This window comes from Sporolactobacillus sp. STSJ-5 (assembly GCF_024385605.1).
Classification (GTDB): domain Bacteria; phylum Bacillota; class Bacilli; order Bacillales; family Sporolactobacillaceae; genus Sporolactobacillus.
The window spans coordinates 25,043-48,189 of the sequence record NZ_JANFOJ010000004.1; the positions used below are offsets into that span (position 1 = coordinate 25,043).

21 protein-coding genes are annotated in these 23,147 nt (G+C 40.7%); 1 reads left to right on the forward strand and 20 read right to left on the reverse strand.

Features of this window, described 5'->3' with window-relative positions:
- Positions 1-28 precede the first annotated feature (28 nt).
- The 11 genes from NOM01_RS05625 to NOM01_RS05675 form a co-directional block, all read right to left on the reverse strand.
- A complete protein-coding gene (locus tag NOM01_RS05625) occupies positions 29-1,516 on the reverse strand; it encodes a UxaA family hydrolase (RefSeq protein WP_255747134.1) in 1,488 nt (495 codons plus the stop codon).
- A 126-nt stretch (positions 1,517-1,642) separates the two neighbouring features.
- On the reverse strand, positions 1,643-2,629 hold the full coding sequence (locus NOM01_RS05630; RefSeq protein WP_255747137.1) for a sugar kinase: 987 nt from the start codon (positions 2,627-2,629) through the stop codon (positions 1,643-1,645).
- Positions 2,630-2,660: 31 nt separating this feature from the next.
- Positions 2,661-3,665, reverse strand: a complete 1,005-nt coding sequence (locus NOM01_RS05635) for a sugar kinase (protein WP_255747139.1) — start codon at positions 3,663-3,665, stop codon at positions 2,661-2,663.
- Positions 3,658-4,311, reverse strand: a complete 654-nt coding sequence (locus tag NOM01_RS05640) for a bifunctional 4-hydroxy-2-oxoglutarate aldolase/2-dehydro-3-deoxy-phosphogluconate aldolase (RefSeq protein ID WP_255747142.1) — start codon at positions 4,309-4,311, stop codon at positions 3,658-3,660. The genes NOM01_RS05635 and NOM01_RS05640 overlap by 8 nt, the downstream gene beginning before the upstream one ends.
- Before the next feature lie 173 nt (positions 4,312-4,484).
- On the reverse strand, positions 4,485-5,246 hold the full coding sequence (locus NOM01_RS05645; protein ID WP_255747144.1) for an IclR family transcriptional regulator: 762 nt from the start codon (positions 5,244-5,246) through the stop codon (positions 4,485-4,487).
- A 498-nt stretch (positions 5,247-5,744) separates the two neighbouring features.
- On the reverse strand, positions 5,745-6,980 hold the full coding sequence (locus NOM01_RS05650; RefSeq protein WP_255747145.1) for an SEC-C metal-binding domain-containing protein: 1,236 nt from the start codon (positions 6,978-6,980) through the stop codon (positions 5,745-5,747).
- Between the two features lie 519 nt (positions 6,981-7,499).
- Positions 7,500-8,375 carry a fructokinase ScrK gene (gene scrK / locus NOM01_RS05655; protein WP_255747146.1) on the reverse strand — a complete coding sequence of 292 codons (876 nt, stop codon included), beginning with the start codon at positions 8,373-8,375 and terminating at the stop codon, positions 7,500-7,502.
- 18 nt (positions 8,376-8,393) lie between these two features.
- Positions 8,394-9,806, reverse strand: coding sequence for a glycoside hydrolase family 32 protein (locus NOM01_RS05660; protein WP_255747147.1), 1,413 nt, complete (start codon positions 9,804-9,806; stop codon positions 8,394-8,396).
- A gap of 69 nt (positions 9,807-9,875) precedes the next feature.
- Positions 9,876-10,895, reverse strand: a complete 1,020-nt coding sequence (locus tag NOM01_RS05665; RefSeq protein WP_255747149.1) for a LacI family DNA-binding transcriptional regulator — start codon at positions 10,893-10,895, stop codon at positions 9,876-9,878.
- The gene (locus NOM01_RS05670) at positions 10,895-12,205 is read right to left on the reverse strand and encodes an MFS transporter (RefSeq protein WP_370645945.1); all 1,311 of its coding nucleotides are present in this window, start codon (positions 12,203-12,205) and stop codon (positions 10,895-10,897) included. The genes NOM01_RS05665 and NOM01_RS05670 overlap by 1 nt, the downstream gene beginning before the upstream one ends.
- 36 nt (positions 12,206-12,241) lie before the next feature.
- Positions 12,242-13,666, reverse strand: coding sequence for a GH32 C-terminal domain-containing protein (locus NOM01_RS05675; protein ID WP_255747153.1), 1,425 nt, complete (start codon positions 13,664-13,666; stop codon positions 12,242-12,244).
- 1,071 nt (positions 13,667-14,737) lie between these two features.
- Here NOM01_RS05675 and NOM01_RS05680 point away from each other — a divergent pair.
- Entirely contained in the window at positions 14,738-15,049 is a 312-nt protein-coding gene (locus NOM01_RS05680; RefSeq protein ID WP_255747155.1) for a hypothetical protein, read from the forward strand.
- A 645-nt stretch (positions 15,050-15,694) separates the two neighbouring features.
- On the opposite strand, the gene NOM01_RS05685 is transcribed toward NOM01_RS05680, so the two are convergent.
- The 9 genes from NOM01_RS05685 to NOM01_RS05725 all read right to left on the reverse strand — a co-directional run bounded on the left by NOM01_RS05685 (position 15,695) and on the right by NOM01_RS05725 (position 22,970).
- Positions 15,695-15,919 carry a DUF6932 family protein gene (locus NOM01_RS05685; protein WP_255747157.1) on the reverse strand — a complete coding sequence of 75 codons (225 nt, stop codon included), beginning with the start codon at positions 15,917-15,919 and terminating at the stop codon, positions 15,695-15,697.
- A 246-nt stretch (positions 15,920-16,165) separates the two neighbouring features.
- Positions 16,166-17,041 (reverse strand): ROK family protein, encoded by an 876-nt coding sequence (locus NOM01_RS05690; protein WP_255747159.1) that lies wholly within the window; start codon positions 17,039-17,041, stop codon positions 16,166-16,168.
- Positions 17,042-17,216: 175 nt separating this feature from the next.
- Positions 17,217-18,110 carry a ketose-bisphosphate aldolase gene (locus NOM01_RS05695; protein ID WP_255747161.1) on the reverse strand — a complete coding sequence of 298 codons (894 nt, stop codon included), beginning with the start codon at positions 18,108-18,110 and terminating at the stop codon, positions 17,217-17,219.
- 25 nt (positions 18,111-18,135) lie between these two features.
- Positions 18,136-18,990: a class II fructose-bisphosphate aldolase gene (locus NOM01_RS05700; RefSeq protein WP_255747163.1), complete on the reverse strand. Its 855-nt coding sequence runs from the start codon at positions 18,988-18,990 to the stop codon at positions 18,136-18,138.
- A 21-nt stretch (positions 18,991-19,011) separates the two neighbouring features.
- Positions 19,012-20,118, reverse strand: coding sequence for a PTS fructose transporter subunit IIC (locus NOM01_RS05705; protein WP_255747165.1), 1,107 nt, complete (start codon positions 20,116-20,118; stop codon positions 19,012-19,014).
- A gap of 1 nt (position 20,119) precedes the next feature.
- Positions 20,120-20,437: a PTS fructose transporter subunit IIB gene (locus tag NOM01_RS05710; RefSeq protein ID WP_255747167.1), complete on the reverse strand. Its 318-nt coding sequence runs from the start codon at positions 20,435-20,437 to the stop codon at positions 20,120-20,122.
- 20 nt (positions 20,438-20,457) lie between these two features.
- Complete coding sequence (locus tag NOM01_RS05715; RefSeq protein ID WP_255747405.1) at positions 20,458-20,925, reverse strand: PTS sugar transporter subunit IIA; 468 nt, start codon at positions 20,923-20,925, stop codon at positions 20,458-20,460.
- Positions 20,926-21,001: 76 nt separating this feature from the next.
- On the reverse strand, positions 21,002-21,445 hold the full coding sequence (locus NOM01_RS05720; RefSeq protein ID WP_255747169.1) for a PTS sugar transporter subunit IIA: 444 nt from the start codon (positions 21,443-21,445) through the stop codon (positions 21,002-21,004).
- On the reverse strand, positions 21,435-22,970 hold the full coding sequence (locus NOM01_RS05725; RefSeq protein ID WP_255747171.1) for a BglG family transcription antiterminator: 1,536 nt from the start codon (positions 22,968-22,970) through the stop codon (positions 21,435-21,437). Before NOM01_RS05725 ends, NOM01_RS05720 begins: the two co-directional genes overlap by 11 nt.
- Positions 22,971-23,147 lie beyond the last annotated feature (177 nt).

Below are 23,147 nucleotides of genomic sequence, written 5' to 3' on the forward strand. Positions count from 1 at the left end.
GGATGTAGCACCTCTTTTAGTTAGTTAATCATTCCGTGACACCATTTTTAAATATTGCCAATTCATGAATTTGGTGTTTCTCGTTCTTTGTCAACTTTCCACCTGCAATATCAATGATTTGTTGTATAAAATCACTCAAGACTTCATCGAACGGTCGATCCAACACTTGACCCGCATCAAAGTCAATCCATGATGCTTTCTTTCTATAAAGTGCTGAATTGCTGCTTACTTTTACCGTAGGAATATAGGTTCCGTAAGGTGTTCCGCGTCCGGTTGAAAACAGAACCATATGACAATCTGCCGACGCTAAAGCAGAAGAAGAAACCATATCGTTTCCTGGCGCATTCAGAAGAGAAAGCCCTTTCATTTTAATCTTTTCCCCGTACTTCAAGACATCTACTACAGCAGAGGTTCCTGATTTTTGCGTACAGCCTAGTGATTTGTCTTCCAAAGTTGTGATACCCCCAGCTTTATTCCCTGGGGAAGGGTTTTCATAAATAGGTTGATGATATGCCATAAAATAGTCTTTAAAGTTATTGATTAACTGAACGATTTTGTTAAAAATCCCCTCGTTTTCAGCACGTGCCATAAGCATAGTTTCAGCCCCGAACATTTCAGGTACTTCTGTTAACACGGTGCTCCCACCTTGAGAAATAATAAAATCGGATAATCTTCCCAAAAGCGGATTGCTCGTAATTCCCGAAAATCCATCAGAGCCGCCGCATTTTAATCCGATGTTCAACTCACTGAGTGGCAGATCAATTCGTCTGTCTTGAGATGCAGATTGATTTATTTCTTCAATTAATTGATAACCCTCTTCGACTTCATCATCAGCATTTTGACAACTCATAAACTTAATGCGGTCATGATCATACTCACTTAATATGGCTTTCATATGATCAATCTGATTGTTTTCACAACCAAGTCCTATGATCAGTGCTCCAGCAGCATTCGGATGAACAGCAGCATCTACTAAAATCTGAGATGTGTTTTTTAAATCATCGCCTAACTGGGAACATCCATAAGGGTGTTTGAGAACAATCACGTGTTCAAATGAACCGTTATCCGGATTAGACGCTTTAAATCGTTCAGCTATCAAATCGCCAATCGAGTTAATACAACCAACGGTTGGAATAATAAAAAGATCATTCCGAATTCCCGTTTTTCCATTTTTCCTTTTGTATCCTTTAAATGTACGTGTGTCATGTGGAAAAACAATTGGATGCAATGAAGGTCGGTACACGTAGTCAATTTTTCCGGACAGACTGGTTTGCACATTGTGTGTGTGCACCCAAAAGCCATCATTGATTGGCTTGGTCGCGTGACCGATCGGGAATCCATATTTAATAATCTCTTCACCCAATCCAATTTGCTTAAGAGCGATTTTATGACCCCGCTTAATATTTTCTTTGATAACGGTTTCATTTTTCTCAACGTAAATACTCTCACCAATCTGCAGATCACGTAGAGCGACAGCGACATTATCTAGAGGATTAAGTTGAATAGCATTTTCCATCTGAAAACCTCCTTTCAATTGAAAATAGTTTTGCAAATATAGGTCAGTTTTGTACCTTTAGAAACAGTTTTTAATTATTTCCGCTTACATTCCATTTGTTTTCACGTAGAAAAATGCTGCACATCACTAAATCGAGCGTTGCACACTCTTTTGGCTTAATTTCGTTTCGTTCATAAATGCATCTAGTTTTTCACGCGTCGGTAGTCCATCATTATCACCGAGATGCTGCATCTGAATTGCACCAATGGCATTGCCCCGCAGCAGAGTTTCGTAGTCACTCAACCCTTCAAGCATTGCGGAAACAACACCTGAAACAAAAGCGTCACCCGCACCGACTCGATCAACGATGTTTTTAGTGATAAAGTTGGGTGCAAAGGTCTCTGTATAGGAATGATCAACCCCTATCTTCTTTGTATAAGACCCATCATCGACTAAATTAATGATTACCTGTTTGACACCTTTTTCGAGATAATAGTCTGCCATTTTCTCTTTTTCCGTTTCGCCGGTGAGAATACGTGCTTCCTTCACATTCGGCATCACAACATCACACAAGCAAGCGATTTCATTTGTGCGTTGAATCATTTGTTTCTCTGAATTCCAAATGGTTGGTCGCAGATTGGGATCGAATGTGATCTTAAGCTGTTTGTCACGTGCCCTTCTAATTAATGCAAGGGTCGTCTGGTAGGCCGTTTCGCTCAATCCTGCAAGAATGCCTCCAAGATGCAGGATCTTTGCGCCGGAAAAGTTGATTTTTTCAACACTATCTTTATCAATTCTTGATGATGCACTGCCCTTGCGAAAATAAAATGTCTCAGGCTGCCCATCATCGGACAAACCCTTCAGCATGAAACCGGTCGGCCATTCATTGTTCATCTGCACTGCCGCTGTATCAATCTTTTCTTTCTTAAGATAATCACAAATAAATGTGCCAAAGGGATCGTTTCCGATCTGTGTTAAAAGTGTAACCGTATGCGCTAACCGTGCGACACCAACCGACACATTAACATCCGCACCCGCCGAGTATCTTGTGTAGTGTTGCACCGTATTTAAAGGCCCTTTGTCATCAGCAATGAATAAGACCATTGGTTCTCCTGCTGTGATCAGTTCACCCATCTTCTCACTCCTCCATTAATTAAACACTTGTTCATCTTTTTACTTCTCCTCCAGATGATTCCAACCACTTCTGTACGTCTCTTTCCGAAATAGAAATATGATCTCCGTTAACAGTATGTTTCAGCAGCGTTGTCGCCATAGCAAATTGGAGCATACACTCAGAACTCATATGTTTCAAAATACCGTGCAGGATACCGGCTGCAAAAGCATCTCCGCCACCGATTCGATCAATAATAGGAATAAGCTGATAATTGGGAGATGATACAAAACGTCCCCTATTCCAAAGTATTCCTTGTAACATGTTGTTCGACGTAGACACCACATTTCGATTTGTCGCGTACAAAGCTTTGAGATTAGGAAATTTCTTGCTTATTTCAGAGTAACAAGTTTCCATACGGTCTTGCCTAGCAATCGAAGGATCAATTGAGAAAAAGTTGCGCGCGTCCAGATAATTAGCACAGCAAAAGCTAAGCATTGGCAAAATCGGACAAATTGATTTTCTTGCTTCTTCTAATGTCCACATCGACGAACGAAAGTTAATGTCAAAACTAACTGGAATATCACGATTGTAAGCTTCCTCGATAAGCTGTTGCCCAAAATGATGCCACTGTTCTGATATCGCAAACGTAATTCCTGTAATATGAAACAGGCTCACATCGCGAAATAATTCATCAATGTTCCATTCATGAATATCCATTTCGGCTATTGCAGAACGTTGACGATCATAAATGACTGTAGATGGGCGAAGACTGCTTCCCTTTTCAAGATAGTAAACACCCATTCGGCTGCCACCTTTCAGGACCTGAGAAGTATCAACCAAACTGGTATGCAATGCACGTAGAGCTGCTTCCGCAAGCGCGGTATCCGGCAGCTTACTGGCAAAATGAACGCAATGTCCAAAGTTGGACAGAGTGGAAGCTACATTAGCTTCGGCACCACCATAATTAACATTAAATTTACGACTATTCGTCAACAGATCGCCCATGTCCGTTGAGAAACGAATCATAATCTCACCAAGAGCTAGAATCTTAGACATGCTGCTCACTCAACTGACGATATACATACATGTATTCCTTAGCAAGCTTTGTCACTTTTTCGAAGTCATTGGTTGCGGCCGGTTTCAATAAACTGCCGCCAACACCAATCACACGACAACCAACGCCATACCAATCAGCAAGATTATCTAGGTTCACGCCTCCGGATGGCATGATTTCCAATTGTGGCAACGGTGCTTTGACATCTTTGACAAAAGTCGGACCGACAATATCGCTTGGAAACAGCTTCACGAGATCAGAACCCGCTTTCAATGCTTCTTTCATTTCATTAACGCTCATGCATCCTGGGATATAAGGAATTTGATACAGATTGCATAATGATGCAGTTTCTCGATCAAAGGTTGGTGATACAATGAACCTCGCACCTGCCAAGAATGCATCATGTGCAGTAGGTGCATCGAGAATCGTCCCTGCCCCTACCACAATTTCCGGCTTCTCCTTGTATTTTTCGACCAGACTTTTAATAGCCCGATCCGCCTCTGGAACAGTAAATGTAAGTTCAATAGTTTTCACTCCTCCAGCAATCAGTGCATCTGAAATTTTCACCGCTTTCTCCACTGATTCTGCACGCAAAACTGCAACGATTCCATTTTTCTCTAAAGAAGACAATATTGAAATTCTTTGCATGTGCACACCTCTCAATCTAAGTTTCTTATATATAAACTTAATTTATCATTAATAAACTACACGGTTATTATAGCGCCTGAGTTCTCTGATGTAAACCCTTTCAAAGAAACAAATATAAAAATAAAAAAGCTCTTTCATTAAAAAACAATGAAAGAACTTTCCCCATAAACTGTTTAATGCGTTAACTTCTGTTCTATATTCCGCTTTGCCTGCTGCAGCAAAGTAATAATTTTCTTTTTCTTCTCTTCTGACATCCGGTAAACTGGGGAACTGACACTGATCAGTCCCCGAATGTCCCCCTTTTGTTTTAGGCTTGTCGCAATGCAATAAATATCGTCTTCATTTTCCTGATCATCTATGGCATAGCCGCGCTTTCGTGTTGCACGCAAATCATCAATCAAGATGTTTTTATCACAAATTGTATTCTCTGTTCGCTTTTCCAATCGTATTCCATTCAGATAATTTCTTACCGTTTCCTCTTCCTGTTCAGCCAAATAAGCTTTTCCCATTGCGGAACAATAGAGCTCAACTGAGTGTCCTACCTGAGAACGCAAAATGATCCTGCTTTTTGCATTCAATTTTTTTATATAAATGATTCGCTCCTGATCATAAGCACCTAAATGAATCGTTTCACCGATCTGATTATTCAGTTCAATTAGATCTGATTCGGCAACAGAGATAATACTAAATGATTTTTTCGCTGCTTCACCATAACGAATGAGCGTAATACCTAACGAATATTTCTTCGTTTCCTCATCACGTTTTACAAAACCAATAAGACAAAGTGTATTTAATATTTTCAATACCGTTGACTTGCTCGTTTTTAATGATGTATAGATCGTTTGCAGATTAACTGGCTGATCTACCTGCTCTAAATAATCGAGGATTTGTTTTGCACGAATTAAGACTGTTCCGTATGGTTTAATTTCAGACATATTTTTCCATTAATAAATTATGAATTATATAGTCATAATTTATTAAATCGGGCTCAACTCCCCACCGTGGATAGTAACGGTTTAATTATAGACTAAAAATTTATCTTATCAAAGATTTAGTCATGTAAGTCTCAGCTAACTAACCTTTTCTCCATAATATAATAAAATTTATCATGCGCACGGTATAGTCAAATATGTGCATCACTTTGACTGAATCAAAGCAGAAAATCATCTCAAAGTTACAATATGGCACGAGCTACCTACCACCGATTCTACCTTAATAGCAAGCTTATTATTTTCCAATTAATTTATCTGCGAGTAACAGCCCTCTGATTGAAAAGAGAGAATCACTATGGTCTTGTGAAAATGATCAAAGTGAGTGACTATTGATATAGCTTGTGGACATGGCACAGGAGTCTCGAGATGAAAATAGATTTGATTCGTCAGAACCGTCACAATACTCGGTATCAGCAAGCTATTCATTCATTACCTTATTTTTCATCTTCCGCAGCACTTTTTATATTTCTTGCCGCTGCCGCATGGGCAAGGGTCATTGCGACCGACCTTATGATGGTTTGCCTGATCAGTGTTGACCGATGATTTGGAGCGGAACGGCGCAACGAGTTGATCCGACACGGGTTTCAGGTGCCTCTTTTCTTTCTGAAACAGCTCATGTGGCATGTGCGCTTTTAATCTCCACTGACGAGTATGATTATATACCTCGGTTACTTCGACCAATAACTGCTGTACAAAGTCAAACGAAGGAAACGTCATCTGAGACTGCAGGAATTGAATCACCTTAGACGGATTTTCATCCGTTTGAATGATCGCAATAATCCGCACCGTAAGTTCGTTTATTTTCTTCTCAGACAGCTGATAATAGCTCAATAGGAAATGAATAAAGCGATTCATCTCCGGTGTTTGGTCAACGTAATCTCGATCAGCTGCTTTCATAAGCTGTTTTCTCGTAAACGGATAATCCTCTACATCCGGCCGCATACGATATTCATCAACGATTTTTTCCGCATCGAAAACCCGACTGTCTTGAAAACCATAACCGGAAAGACGTGCTTGTCCGTAGAAATCGCAGGCAAAAACCATCACATTCATAAAATCAGATTGATCAATGTGCTGCCCGGTAAGCATTTCAATCTTATCCACCATACGGCATGCATCCATCACCCCAAAGTAATGCAGCAACCCATGCGCAAGTTGAATCCACTCGGTATTGCGTTGAACAATCTTTTTCAGTTCACCGCCGTCCCTCTGTTCAAAACGATGCATCAGCTCTTCCGGCATAAAGAGAACCTTGTTATCCTCATAAATTCCGGGGAAGAGAATACTATAGTTCATAAACACTTCAATAGTCGAAACCGACAGACCACGGGCAGCAGTCATTCCCGAATGTTTCACAATCGTTTCGATCAGATCATACCTGCGCTGATCCAGAGTAACGATGATGTTCTGAAACGTCAAAGGAATTAAGCGAGCGAGCTCTGAAGCCATTTCCGCTTTCTTAAGCGAACTTATGCCTTTGAACTGATAATTCCTACGTATTTGATCCAGCTCATCCTTTGTCAATCTGTTCAAAGTTGCTTTAAAACCGCACGGAAGCTCAACTATTTTCCAAAACCGCTTCTCTCTCTGATCCCGCAGCTTTTGCTTATGATCCTTTGCCCCTTCCAGGGTATACAGCAATGTTGCTTCCTTTTTCTTTTCCATTGTATGAATCATCGCAATTATCGCCTTTCAAGTGGCAGATGAATATGATCATCTGGCCGATTATTTAAATCCAGTGATCGTCGCTCTCATATCGCTCTGCATGGGGAGAGGGCATTGTACAATCCTCAATAATACCCCACTTCGCAGTTCTCGTTTCCAATGCAACCAACCCAGTTTCAAGGCTTGGCACTACCCTCTTTATGACCAGTGATTATTGCATAACAAACGTATTGATTATGTATATACTTCGATTCATACTTGCCACTTTCCTGCTCCACGCAATTCTATAGGAGGCTACCCTCTGTCATTTCTACAGTAAAAAAGACAGCAAATTGATAGATTTCAACCAAGTTTTACAGGGCCTTAATCTATCAATTCAAGGTGTCTTATTCAATCTTTACGGAACCTAAAAAGCCGAAAAGAATGAATTCGGCTTTTCAGTATATCTTGAAATTAAGTATTTATAACAGGGTTGTCAAAAGGCAGCTTCCAAAAGATATGACTTTATTTGTCTTAATCAACCTAAATTTATTATTTGCTGAGTTCTTTGAATGCCAATGCAAAGTTTCCTAGTGTTGCTGATCCGTTATCTTGGACTCTTGGCATTCTTATATACGTGTTTAGATCTGGAACTTTAATGTAATTGTTGTTAAGTTCAGCAAAGTCGCGTCTGACTTTCTCTAGAAAGGCCTCACTGACTACACCACCGCCAAACACTATGTTGTCAGGTCTGAGAATCATCGTCTGCTGAATAGCGGCTTGAGCGACATAGTACGACATAATATCCCAGACAGGATGATCAATCGGGATATCCTTTCCTTTAATACCCGTTCTAGCTTCAAATGTGGGACCGGATGCTAAGCCTTCGAGACAATCTTTATGAAAGGGACAGATACCTTTAAATTCTAAATCATCAGGATGCCGTTTGACATATACATGCCCCATTTCAGTATGTCCCTGCGATCCCAGTATCGTTCCGTCTATTATGGCGCCACCGCCAATGCCTGTTCCGATTGTTAGATACACTAGAGATTGAATTTTTTCATTAAATAGTTGTGCCATCATGTATTCTCCGTAAGCAGATCCATTAACATCGGTTGTAAAAAATATGGGGATATTTAATTCCTTTTTGATCGGTCCTACAAAATTAGTTTGGCTCCATCCTTTTTTAGGAGTTTCGGTAATGTATCCATATAATTTGTTATTTTTTTGTATTTCGATTGGTCCAAAAGAGGCTATTGATAACGCAGCCAAGTCGTTAAATTTTTTGAAAAAGTTGATCACCTTAGTGAATGTAGTGCTTGGATCTGTCGTAGGGATCGATACTTTTTCAATCACTCGATAGTCTTCATTTCCTACTGCACACACAAACTTAGTTCCGCCTGCTTCAATACTGCCTAATAACATCGCCTTTATCTCCTTTACTCATTTATATATAATCGTTCTGCTCGAGTTATTTCCCAATTTATAGACATTCATATCGCACCAAGTCCTTTGCTGTGCCCTTAAATGAAAGTGAAGATCACTCTCTGAATAAAACCGTTCTGAAAATGTGGCTTCTCCATTATTGATAAAGAGTTCAAATGACGACGTATCAACATATGCCCTAATCGATAATTCTTCTGATTGATCAATAACAGTTTGTCTATCAGCATCAGGACCAGTTCTATGAAGAATTACTTTACGATCTTTAGCATCAAACAGAACAGCGATAATGTCCGATCCATTATCATCTTTCATCTCTAAAGATATACTCGATGCTCGATCCCAATTCATTTTAGCTTCAATTTCCAGTTGATGTTCTTTACTACTAAATGCTATTTCGTTTATGAATTCGCTTTTTGATAAAAGCAGATCAGATCGAAGCGTTTTCAATTCTTCTATCGGGCATGAATACAGTTTATTATTTACCAACTTTAATTCTCTCGGAATGGTCATCGTTCCTGCCCATCCATCAGATTGTTCAGGCATCTTGTTCTCCCACATGTCCATCCACGCGAACATAATACGCCTTCCATCATCTGTTTTCATTGTTTGTGTTGCGTAGAAGTCATGTCCTGAATCTAATTCAATGAAGTTCCCTCTCGTAAAAATACCATTTTGTTCGTCCCCAATCATATATCCAGTTTGGTATACATTTTTAAACATTCCGTTATTAGGAATGATCCCCTGTGGAGATATTAATAGGACACGATGCCCATCTAACTCAAAAAAGTCCGGACATTCCCACATATATCCCTCTGTTTCAGGATGTTTTGATTGGCTAAGCACTCCCTTGTATTCCCATTCAAACAAGTTATCGGATGAATATAATAGTACTCTTCCCAATCCTGATTTATTTTGGCTGCCCAAGACAATGAACCATTTACCATTTTCACACCAAATCTTTGGGTCTCTAAAATCAGCTGCATTATCGGTAGGTGCACTACTTATTATTGGATTATTTTCATATTTTTCAAAATGAATTCCATCGTCACTAAATGCAATATTTTGATTTTGCCAGTATTGTTCCTTATTCGTATTTTTTTTATAGTGATGTCCTGTGTAAATCAAGTATAATTTATCATCTTTCACCAGAGCACTACCGGAAAAACAGCCGTCTTTATCTTCATTATCTCCTGGAGTCAACGCTATTGGACATTCTTCCCAATGAATTAAATCCGTACTTCTAACGTGGCCCCAGTGCATCGGTCCCCATTCAGAACTATAGGGATGATATTGAAAAAAAACGTGATAATAGCCCTTAAAAAAACAAAGTCCATTTGGATCGTTCATCCATCCTGTTGGAGGGATTATATGATAGTTTTGCCTGTATCGATTATTAGTGATCTGATTCATCATTCACAAACTCCTTCCAAACATTTAATACCTTTCCAACTGATGCTGGCCTTGCCTATCATCACATGGTCAGAACTGCAGCCTTTTTATTGAGTCTCTGATCACTGGCGGACATTTAACACGGGTGGTCCCGACTTTTTGTTCATCACTTTTATCGTTACAGATCTTCAGTAATTTTCGAATACCTAGGACTCCAAGATCGTAGTGAGGCAGTCCTACTGTTGTCAATGCGGGATGCAAATGAGCGGAAATAACGCTTTGGTCGTCAAAGCCAACGACAGATATGTCATCAGGAATTGACAGTCCTTTCTGCTTAAGGCCATCGTAAATTCCCATCGCGACACGATCATTATGACAAAATACCGCGGTCGCCCCGCTTTCAACGAGGGATTCTGTAACATTGAATCCCCCCTCCTGATCAGGCTTCGCATACATAATCAACGAGGAATCTCGAGAAATTCCCGCCTCCTCCAGCACCTGTTTGTATCCTTCCAGACGCCCAGTCCGCGCTGGTGAGGGAGAGGTCGTATTCACGAAAGCGATGCGTCGATGACCGGCCTTTACAAGAAGTTCGGTAGCTGTCCGACCACCTTGAACCTCATCAGGGACAATAGCGGGATACAGATCGTGCATATCGAAACAATTGACAAGTACTGCAGGTCTTTCCGACTGCAATTTCAGTGATTCCACCGGACGGTGATACCAAGTCGAGTAAATGATTCCTTGCACCTGCTGCTCAGCCATCATAGTTAGTGCTTTGTTTTCGACTGATTCCTTGCCTCCGGTATCGATAATGAGAAGAAGCTTCCCACTCCGCCAAGCCTCATCCTGTGCCCCTTTAATGATCTGTCCGGCGAAAGGCATGGTAGCAACATCATCTGTAACAAAGCCAATTAGATCGGATGTTCCCTGTACAAGTCCCTTCCCTAAAGCATTGGGTTGATAGCCAAGTGATTCGGCTATTTTTCGAACCCTATTGCGTGTGTTTGCAGGGATTCGATGCTTCTCATTGTCATTGATCGACCATGAAGCCGTTGCAACCGAAACACCAGCTGCCTCAGCAACATCTTGCAGCGTAATTTTTCTCATTACTTTACCCCTTTTATGCTCCATACCGACAGAGCGGCGATAACCGTTATTACGATTGCAACAGGAAATACCGGAATATATGATCCTACAATCGTAACTAGCGTTGATGTGATGACCGCACCGATCGCCTGTCCGGCACAGCTTGCCATATTAAGAAAACCTAGGTCTTTGCCCGCATTCTTCTTATTTGGCAGAACATCGACGTTCAATGCCTGATCTACGGACATATACATACCATAACCAAAACCCGCAATTCCTGCAAAAAGCAGCATACCCATCGTTGTTGGGAAGATCCACGGCATCGCAATACCAATCGCATACAATCCACAAGATAAAATAACGGGAGGCTTACGCTTACCGATTTTGTCCGAAATAGGTCCAGATGTGATCGATGCAATGAACGCTACGACCATAGTGATCAATGACATTATGGAAATGACACTGGCGGCATGTGCCTTGGTCTGCCCGATGTGATCCTGTAGGATATAGAGCTGATAGGAAGCAATCATCTGATAGGCAACGATTAAGCTCGTACGGCAGATAAACGCCTTCCAAAAATCAGGAGCATGCATCGGAGGTGTGAACGCTTTCATAATTACCCGCCAAATAGGCTCTCGCTCCCTGTTAACCTGCTCTGTGTCATTGCGCGGCTCACGTGGGAGAAGGAGAAATGCCAGAATGCCCGCGAATATATACATTGCGCCTGCACTGGCAAATCCGATACCTGTACGAAAGATAAATAATGAACCGAAGAAAGTACCAATTGCCTGACCTACCGTGATTCCTCCGCCATATGCAGCAGACACGATGCCACGATTCCACTCAGGAACACGATCAGAAAGTGTTGCAACAATGGGAGCCGTCATCATATTCTGCCCAATGTTTGCAAAGCAGTATGCCAGTAGAATTCCAATTCCAGTACCCGGAGTTCCGATTAAATAGAAAGAAATTGCTGCAATGACAGCACCTGCCAGATACCATGGTGTTCTTTTGCCAAAACGTGATCTCGTTCTGTCCGACATGGAGCCGACGAAGACGTTAACGAAAAGAGAGAGCATGGCTCCCGCAGCATTAATCGTTCCAAGCAAAGCGTCCGGATTATCAATTCCAATATCTTTCAATCGCTGCGGCATAAGAACGGATGCGATCATATAGAATCCCATGTTTTGTAGAATCGCAAAGACTCCAAATCCCAAAATGAAGCGAGCGGTGCGATCCATCTTTAGATTTTTTAGACTTATCATTTTTTCGCCTGACTTTCTAAATTTATCGTTTTTCCTACGTCTATGGCTTAAAACATTATGAGACAAATACGAAGTTCCATGATCATGACCGCTGGACTTGACTTAGATCTCCCGCTGTTTGACTTCAAGCGAAGATAATTCAATTGCCCCATCGCTAACGAAGTATCCGATTCTTCCTGCTCGTTTATCGTAGATTCTTGTGCTAAGGGCAATCTGACCATCTAGAACAATGACGGCAATTGATTCCTCCGTAATCACTTCCAGTGTGTGGTTACCTGCAGGTAGATCACAAGGGCGCTCCAACTCGACATAGTAGGGAACGTCTCCAGAGATTTGCCACTGCTCTCCTCCTGTCATTTTACGTGGCCACCGATCGAAAACCATTCGCGAGCGATGTGGTTCCAAACGAATGACATAGGAAGAATCGCCATCGTTCGAGGAACGCAGTAGCAGCCCGCATTCGTGAGTTCCCGGTTTTATGTTAATCGTGGCTTTGATATAGGCCTGATCCGGCAATAACTTGTCGGACACTGCACATACATATCCATCAGGAGCATTTAACGACTGCTTATCAATGGCAACCGGAGCAGTCTCAGGAAAGCTCTGTGTCAGTGTCTCAGGAAAGCGAAATGCGAGTGAGCCATCCTCATTTTGCACGGCCTCAAGCGTTGACATGGTTCCTGCCCACTGCCATTCCCCATCGTCATGAGCACCCTTCTTGGTCGCAATCCAACCGGTGAAGAAACGTTTGCCATTGAGGAATGTACTCTTTGCAGCATAGAAAGCGCGTCCATCAATTGTGTCTTTATCCGGAGCGATCCACGGACCGTCAAGAGTCTTGGCCATGCGATATTTGGTTGTGAATGCATCAGTGAATTCGGAATAGATGAAGTACCACCAATCTCCCCAATGGAACACCTCCGGACACTCCATTGCAACGAATCGCTTGGGATCCCAGAATGGTTTCGCTTGCTTCCAGGAATACAGATCGTCGGAAATATATTGTGCGGTAACACCGCGCCGACGTTCAGGACCGCTGTTATTTCGAGCAGCAAAAAGCATTCTCCAAATCCCTTTTTCCTCATCCTTGAATACGAATGGATCACGCCAATCATAGCCTTCGTAATCTTCACTTGGACCGAAAGAAAGCTCATCATGGCGCGTCCATGATTTCATACCGTCATCACTTGTAGCGTGCATGACCAACTGGATGGACCGCCCGGTTTCGTCAGTTGTTTTAGGATTGTTGCCTGTGTAGAACAGATGATGTGTGCCCTGATCGTCAACAAGAACACTGCCCGTATAGCAGTTAAAATCTTTCGCATCTGGACCGCCAGACGGCAATGCAACACCATGCTCCTCAAGATGCACGTAGTCCTTTGTTGTCACTAAAGACCAAGGCATTCCATTTTTCGGTACTTTCCGATCTTCGAATAGAAAATAAAGATATACCTGACCATTCTCCTCGAAGGGAATGACATCTCCAACGAATGCTCCCTCAGGACGGTAAAACACTTTGTTATTCATAAATAATTAACCCCTTTCATTTTCGTTAATCATTGGTGTTTAAGCTGCTTAAACGTTTAAGCATAAGCATCTAACAGCATTATGAAAGCGTTATCTATTTTTGTCAAGAGTTTTTTTGAAAGCCTTTGCATAAATAAAGCTCTCGTTACTAGCAAAAAACGTCGACCGAAACATCCCAAAAGGAACGTAACGAACCGACATTTTGATGGTTCACTAGCTCATGTTGAAGAAAAAATTAGTTACACAAAACGAAATAGAGGGACTCTTACCACCTTGCCCTGTGCAAGAAACAAGTGAATCACTTAATTCAATCCCTATTGATCTATTATCAATTGTCTGATCGAGGCATAAACAAACACCGCAATGATCTTCATCACTAAATTTGTTTAGTTTTTGTCTATTTGTGACAATTAATATATAAACCAAAGATCCATTAAATATCCGAACGATTAATCGGGATATTGCACATCAACTGCATAGACAGGGAGGAAAAAAATCATTGTTAACCAATCTATTGACTGAATCAGAGCAGAAAATCATCTCAAAGTTACAAAGTGAAAACAAACAACTTAACCTCCAGATTCTCGCAATAAAAAATGAACGAAATCGTATACGAGCTCAATATGCGAATGATATGGAAAATTTATGGATCCTACAAGAGCATTTCGACCAAATTAAAAATGGAATCAAACCCTTCCCTAACGATGTCGCAAAATGAACGTATTCGTTGAAAAGAAAATGAACGGATTTCGAGAGGAAAATGTGCCCACTTATGAACGAAATAAGTTATAGACAAACGATGAAAAATTAAATGGGGAACGTCAATTAATGAATGATCTTAAATCAATACACAAATCTCTTATTCTATTTAGGATTCAGCTAATATTCATTAATTTTTCTTATCTTCTCATTATTCAGTATTGCCTCTATTCCATTCTTTCCTGCATAATAAGACTATAGGCTATGAATCTTGCCCAGGGGAAAGTTGGGGACTAGGGACATTGTCTTAGTGCTCGATCAGCGACGTAGTCTGATCGGAGCACGACAAATAAAACTGTTGGAGGCGTACTTATGGACAAAGGCAAGAGAGCTTTTTTGAATGCCGGTATGGAAGCGATTTGTCATTGTGACACGAGCAATACCCACTATCTGTTTGAATTGAAAACCGGAGAACATGTTTATCGTGCACGATCCAACCACCTCTCTATCTATAATGATGACGGTTCATTTGCCACATTAATCGGCATGTTAAATCCTGCCTTTATTCGTACGTACCATGATTACATCAGCAACCATGCAGAGCATGGACGAATTTGGCTCCATCAAGAGTTACAAAACTTTTTGAAGGCGTTCAACAATAAAGACGAAGAATACGGCTTCTAAGCTCAGCTATAGCTGAACAGAAACCATCGTTTAATGGAATCTCCTTTCTTAACGCCGAGACTGCATGCGAACCGGCATGTCGACGAGCGGCGTTCCAATCCAGTCTTGCTTTTCTTTTGATCGAACAATCCAATGCAGTTGCACGATCAAGCGATGTCCTTTTCGTATTTGAATTAACGGTAAACAAATGGGTTCTTGAGAAACTCTGGGTATCCGTTTTAAATGCATTGATTCTAATAAAATCTTGTACTTCTTGAGTGCTCGGATAACCTTATCAAAGCATGTAAAAGAAGAGAGGGCGCTTTTAACCCTCTCTTTCTCGATTAACGAACATGCTTCAGATAAACTAACAACCAGCATTAGTTCTCACTCCATGCCTTCCTAATTCGTGCAATATGTTCATTACGTTCTTCAGGGGACATGTCGTTCATTCATGAAATGTAAATTAAGTCACAATCCATGACTACTTCTTTTATCGTTAACCAAATCATGAGTGATGGATATTCCTCATAATATTATCTAGTCAAAGATCCTGATTCATTTGAAGATGGAGGCAAGTGAGTGAATCGATGCATAGGTTGCTGGAGTCTATGCCCCTACTTCATCACTAATCTCGATTTTGATCGTAGATAACTTGGATTTGTCTTATCCTCTGACAAATGAACTATCAATAAAAATTTCATCAATTCCGACTCGGTGCAATTGATCTACAAGAATAGATAAATTATTGACTAACATGAGCGGTTTCTGTTGATTCCAAGGCTCTCCACCGCCAGGTCCCTGAACCAATAGAGAACTTTTTAGTTGCTCAATTGTCATTAGGTAATCTCCGGGACTAAGAACTCCATTCTCATTGAAAACCAGTGACATAATCTTGCCCTCCGGAGAAAAAAGGTATACTATTTTACAATTTATTCTCACGATGTTCTTAATATAAACGTTAAATTAACTAATAAGTTAATAGAATTTTGTACCATTTGTTTTGTCAATGGATTAACTGTTGCACATTTTTAGTTGCTACTTTTAAGCATCCAAAATCAGCACAATAGAAAAATAGGATGAATGCATAAACCGCCATTCATCCCACTAAATATTAGGCCAATGATTCCGTCTCTATCACAAGGCTTTTATTTTCCCAATCGACTTTTCTGCGAGTAACAATCCTCCGATGATCCCCGCTTGATCATTTAGTCCGACAGGCTGAATATAGGTGTCCAGATCAGGCACAGCAACATAACCCTTGAGCATCTGCTCAAATTGTTCACGAATCAATTGGAAAATCTGCTTTTGTTTCATAATCCCGCCGCCAAGAATAATGCGTTCCGGACGCAAGATCAATGTGTAACTAACCAGCGCTTGAGCGAGATAATAAGCTTCAAGCTCCCATACATTGGGTTGATCAGCAAGTTCAATGCCTTTTTTGCCCCAACGCTTCTCAACTGCCGGTCCGGAGGCCATGCCCTCTAAGCAATCCGTATGAAATGGGCAATTACCCACGAAGGTGTCGCTTGGATGGCGCTTGATTAAGAGATGCCCCATTTCCGGATGACTGTATGCGTTCAGAATATGTCCCTGATTGATAAAACCACCGCCGATGCCGGTGCCAACGGTCAAGTACAGACAACTTTGTGTGCCCTTCGCATTTCCCATGACAGATTCCGCATATCCTGCTGCATTCACATCCGTGGTCCAAGCAATCGGCATGTCATAATGTTTACTTAAGCTGCCAAAAAAGTTAAAGTTTTTCCAAGAAGTCTTTGGCGTCGATGTGATATAACCAAAGGTCTTAGAATCCTCATTAACATCAATGGGACCAAATGAACCAACTCCGATTGCATCAATAGAATACTGATCAAAAAATGAGAAGATGGGTTCCAGCGTTTCTTCAGGCTTCGTCGTCGGTACGGTAATCGAGTCGATTATTTTCATTTGCTCATCACCAACCGCCGCAATGAACTTGGTTCCTCCTGCTTCAATTGATCCGAATAACATGATCCCTACCTCCTTAAGGATTAAATTTTTTCCCCTGCAAAAAAAACTCAGCATAAGACTTCGTCGTCTAAATGTTGAGCCATAATTGGACTATAAAAGACATCTGATATCCGCTTAACCTTTTTCAACTCTATTAAATTAAGCGCTTTCAAAAATGTACTTCTAACTTAAGTTCTTAACTTAACTCGCTTCGCCATGCAGGAACATCTTTATAACAGTCTGCTTTACCAATTGAATTAAATAATTCCATCTTATATTTAACGACTTTCTTGGCTTCGTCAATGCAGTCAGGGTAAACGGCATTCGGATCCCAAAGTTCAGTAGTGGCCAATATTTCCCGGCATTTCTTGAAAAAAGCAAATTTATAATCGGATGAAATGTTAACTTTTTGAATGCCGATCTTGACTGCTTCAGCAATCTCCTCATCCGGGTTTGCAGAGCCACCGTGGAGGACAAGAGGGATATCAACAATTTCCTTAATACTTTTTAAAACATCCATACGCAGTTTCGGCGTCACGCCTTTTGGATAAATTCCATGGCAAGTGCCAATGGCAACAGCTAATGAATCCACACCGGTCTGTTCAACGAATTCCGCCGCATCTTCCGGTTTTGTGTAAATGACCTCAGTCAATCCTCCTTCGATGGTCGTGCCGGTATTACCAATCGTCCCAAGCTCTCCTTCCACGGATACACCAATTTTGTGACTCACATCAACAACTTCTTTGGTTACGCGAATATTTTCTTCAAATGGTAGCAAGGAACCGTCAATCATTACCGAACTGAATCCAGCATGAACCGCGCGCATAACGCTTGCTAAACTGTCACCGTGATCCAAATGTAAGACAAATGGAACCGGGCTATTTTTAATGCGGCTTACAACATAGTTGAAAAAGCTGTCTTTCGTAAACGCTAACTCTGTCGGGTGTACGGCGATAATTGCCGGCGAATTATTTTTTTCTGCTTCTTCAACGACCACTCGCACGAAATTGCTATCCGCCACATTAAATGCCCCTACAGCAAAACGATGTTCCTTGGCTACTTCCAATAATTGTTTCATGTTTATTAACATAATACATACACTTCCTTTGTTTTTTTTAAAGTGATTGACCAGCAGATTGCGAAAGGAGAATATAGTGTTTAACTAATTCCTCGCCTCCTTTAATCGTGTTATGAATCAGGTCAACAAAATTAATTTCCGGATCTTTACTAAGTTGTCTTTTGATACTACTGATCTGAGCCTTCATGAAATCTGAACCAACATTGATTTTGTTGATTCCTAGTTTAATAGATTGTGTAATATTTTCGCTCCCGCACCCAGAGCCACCATGCAGCACAAGCGGCATTTTAGTTGCTTCTTTTATTTGTTCAACAATTTCAAAGTGAAACGTGGGCACGAACCCCCCCGGGTAAATTCCGTGGCTCGATCCATAAGAAACTGCCAAGGCATCAATACCTGTTTTTTTTGCAAAATCAATGGCCAGATCCGGATCCGTATACATCTGATCATTGGTCATATGATTACCGGCAACAGCCCCCATATTACCGAATTCCGCCTCAACACTAGCCCCATACGTTTGCGCAAATTCCACCATATCTCTCGTAATCTGAATATTTTCATCTAGTGGATGTTCAGAAGCATCCATCATCACACTTGAAAAGCCGTCCTGTAAACACCGCTTGACGAACCCAACATCCTTACCATGATCAAGATTAATCGCCACCTCAACACTCGCTTCATGAGCCATTTTGATAATGGGTTGAGTGAGAAACCTACTTCCTAGATGCTGCTGCATATGCTCCTGCAGAAGATCAATGATAATTGGTGCTCTTAACTCCTGCGCCGCATTAATCGCAGCCTGAGCAGTTTCCAGATTAAAACAGTTAATTGCCATAATCGCGTAGTTACCTTGATTCGCCCGATGTAACATACCGTTCATCGAAACGTACATAATCTCATCACCTTGTCTGTTTTATTGAGAAATTTTTATATCTGACAGATCAAATTCCTCTTCAAAATCTTTATCACTTAATTTTTCTTCCTCTTTAGTCGGTTCCTTCTTCCACAGGAACAAGATGATCCCTGTTATTAAAGAACCGATAAGCAGTGCTAAGGTGAAGAGCAATGGATGATTCATTGCCGGAACAATAAACATTCCGCCTGATGGTACCGGGGAAGCGACACCCCACATCATGGATAATCCTCCTCCAATAGCGGCGCCGAATGTACAAGCGGCTACAACGCGGAGCAAATCAACAGCTGCAATCGGAATAACCCCTTCAGTGATCATACAAACACCCATTGGCAAAGCAATCTTGATGTTATCTTCCTCTTCCTTGGTATATTTCTTCTTACGAAAAGCTAAAGATAAAAGCCATGAAATCGTCACACCGAATGGCGGTACCATTGAAGCAAGTATTTTCACTGCTTCGGGTTCTTTTACACCTTGCAACAGAAGTCCGTCGGCAAATAGCGAAGCTACTTTGTTTACTGGGCCGCCGAAGTCAAATGCTGCCATTCCCCCTAATATCGCACCGAAGACGAAACGCATTGATCCTTGCATGCTATTAAGGAAAGAAGTCATTCCCTCCGTTGCCCAAACGATTGGTACACCAATAACGAAGTACATTAACAATCCAATAACAACACTTGAAACAAGCGGAATAATCATCATCGGCATTAAGCCTTCTGCCCATCTAGGAACTTTTAGATGTTTTCTAAGGAACAGAACAAAATATCCGACAATAAAGCCCCCAAGCATGCCTCCTAGAAATCCCGCGCCAATGGAATTGGCAATCAGCCCCATTAGTAGACCCGGTGCGATGCCCGGCCGATCTGCTATTGAATAGGCGATAGCTCCTGCGATCACCGGCGCCAGCAATCCCATGCCCAAAACGCCAAGAGAAAGGAGTGCGGAAGCTACTGAGAATGGTTCTTTATAATTGGTAATTACCGATCCGCCTGCCAAGTTCCCGATCGCAATTAACAACCCTGCAGCAACAACTAGTGGCAGCATATAAGAGATGGCAGTTAATGCATGCTTTTTAAGTTCCATCTTTCTCCAAATCTTTTTCCACATTCTAGACACCCCTTTGCAATTCTGATTCAAGTTTCTTATACAACTGTTTTGGTGCTTTTATGGCTAGATTGGTTGGAATCTCCACCACCTTCTTTCCCTTGAATCTTTCTCTTCCGCTTATCTTGATATCTGCAGCAATAATAACCAGATCAGCCTCCTTAATTTCTTGCACAGTCAGTTCATCTTCAATGCCAATGGTTCCCTGAGTTTCAATACGAACCTGATGCCCTGCCTCTGTTCCTGCTTTGATTAGTTTCTCTTTTGCAATGTACGTATGGGCGATTCCAGATGTACAAGCAGAGATTCCCACTATCTTCATCACAATTTCCTCCCTACTCCTTATTTTTTCGATAACAAATCAATAAGCTCTTGTTTGGTGCGAACAGTTTGAAACTTAGCAATCACGTCATCATCAGCGAGTAAAATGGCGACTCTTTGGAGCAATTTGATGTGCAAAACATTAGAATCTGTATTTTTAACCGCAAACAAAATGATCGTGCTTATTGGCTTCCCATCCAAAGATTCCCATTCAATTGGCTTCTGGGTTCGACCAATGGCAAGAGAAGTCCGGATCACACTTTCTGATTTTCCATGTGGAATGGCCACGCCTTCGCCTAGCCCTGTGATGCCTTCTTTCTCACGATTTAGTACATCCTCCAGAAAATCTTTCTCATCATTAATACAATGATTCAAGTACAACAGGTGAATTAATTGCTCAATGGCTTCAAGCTTTGTCGCAGCTTCCAAATTCAAATCAATTAAATCTTCATTAATTACTTTTTTAATGTCCAGTTCATCTACACTCATTTGCATAGCCCTTTCCTCCTTCAGACTTGTTAAAATGACATAATGGATTCTGTTCTCCACAGGATTATCTATCTTTCTAAATGAACAAGCTTATCATTTCCCTGGTGTCTTTAGCCCTCATCATTTTTTCTAAAGTATTCTCATCAGATAAAACGCTTGCAAATTTTGAAAGAGCAATATTTCGCGCTCTTTGGATGGCATTATCTCGAACTGCGAGCAATACAATCAATTGAACCTGTTCCGTGTCTTTAGATCCCCATGCTATCCCGGCATCTAGTCTTCCAATGGCAACAGAACTCTCAATCACTGCGTCCGAGATACCATGTGGCAGCGCAACACCCTTTCCTATTGTCGTGTCTCCATCCGCCTCCCTTTTAAGAACTTCTTCTGTAAAATCTTGAATACTATATATTTTTCTTTCATGAAACAACATCTCTGACAAAGCTACTATGGACTCTTCTTTATTCGCTGCATGCAAATGAAGCGAAATGAGTTTTTCAGATAAAATTTCATGTGACATTTGCTGATTCCTTAGGACTATTGCTCCCTATCCTTTCATTTGCTTCTTTATAGTAGTCGTTGATAAACTTCTCTATATTATATTTATCCGTATCATTCAAAATCGGGCTCACTAGAAGAGTCGGCTTGTTGGCGTTGTGACGCGTTTTTACTGTAGATATGATTAAAGCAACATCAGCATAATCACTTTCTTTAATCCTGTGCTGTGCGACAATTCTCTTAACGTTGATCTGTGGAAACATTTTTTTGATTTTCTCACTCAGAAGATGTGATGTACCAATGCCGCTAGTACATTCAATCAGAATGGGAATTTCTTTCATGAATTTATCAATCAGGATTTGGAAATACAATGTGATGTAGCCAACTTCTTCATCACTCAGAAAATCAGCATAATTCTCTTTTTCAACAACTTGATAAACACATTGCTTCACTAAATCAAAGGTCCCGCCAAAATTAGTTCTAATAGAATTTAAAATTGGATTAACAATGTTTATTTTGTGATTCAATCGATAGATCATCGAACACAAATGCGATGTTAATTGCTTATAAAGAACATCATCATCTTGAAAAAATAGTCCACTATTTTCAGACACTCTACTTACTAATTTGCTTGATAAGTACATTGCCTGCCTACTCATTGGATCTTGATCCAACAAAGAATCATGATTTAGATTGCACGCCTTGAAAATGTAGTACAGCTCATTAAACTCATCATTGTTTAGTTTAATCTGATAGAATTTTTCAATTTTATTCACTAACTCATAGGTAACGTGAAAAATTGCAGAATCATCTCTGATTTGATGAACGATTGGCTTGTTCGCATTAGGCTTTTGAATATTATTTGTATAGCCTTCAATCACTGAGAGCATGTAACAAAACATGGTTAAATAAGATGGCTGATCCAAGAATGCATTATGTTCTTGCTGAACTTCATGAAGGAAATCCTTAACCTGGAACAATGTTGCATTTTTGACTTTCGTATGTTCAATGAACTCTGGAATATCATATTGATTAAATGGATCGCCATTCTGTTTTAAAAAGCCCTCTATAATAGATGAGCTTAATCGGAGCACATTAAGCTTATTGCCACAAATATGAGTCCCACTATTTTCTTTTAATAATTTAAGGTTGAACGGAACAATGGCCGCTTCAATATGTTTAAAATCATTAATGATCGAACTTTGACTGACGTAATATCTTTCCGATATTTTTTGAATAGATGTTTTGTATGGCGAGATTGCAAGCAAGTAAAGCAACAAATTGAGTCGTCGTTCTTCAGGCATTTGAAAGACCGGAGCACCACTCTCTGTTGTCTGTTTTTTGTTGACCAGCATATATCCTAGATTTTCTTTTTTCTCGATCCTATAATTTTGAGAAGAGGTCTCCGTTATCTGCTTCATATCCCGATAAATGGTTTTAGTTGATACTGCAAATTGACGACTTAGTTCAGCAGCAGTGATATAATCATTAGTTTGCTTTAAAATTTCCAGTATCCTCTTTTGGCGATCGTTCAAAGTATTTGTCATACTCAATTCACACCTCATTTCCTTTCTCTTTATAGTTTCATATTATTAAAATGTAAGCGCATACACAACTACATATATTTTAACAATTTTATGTCCGTATTAGTGTGGTTAGAAGCACGTAGGATACGTATCACTTCCCTCCTTAATAAGGATCAAACCCAGAGCATAGATACAGAA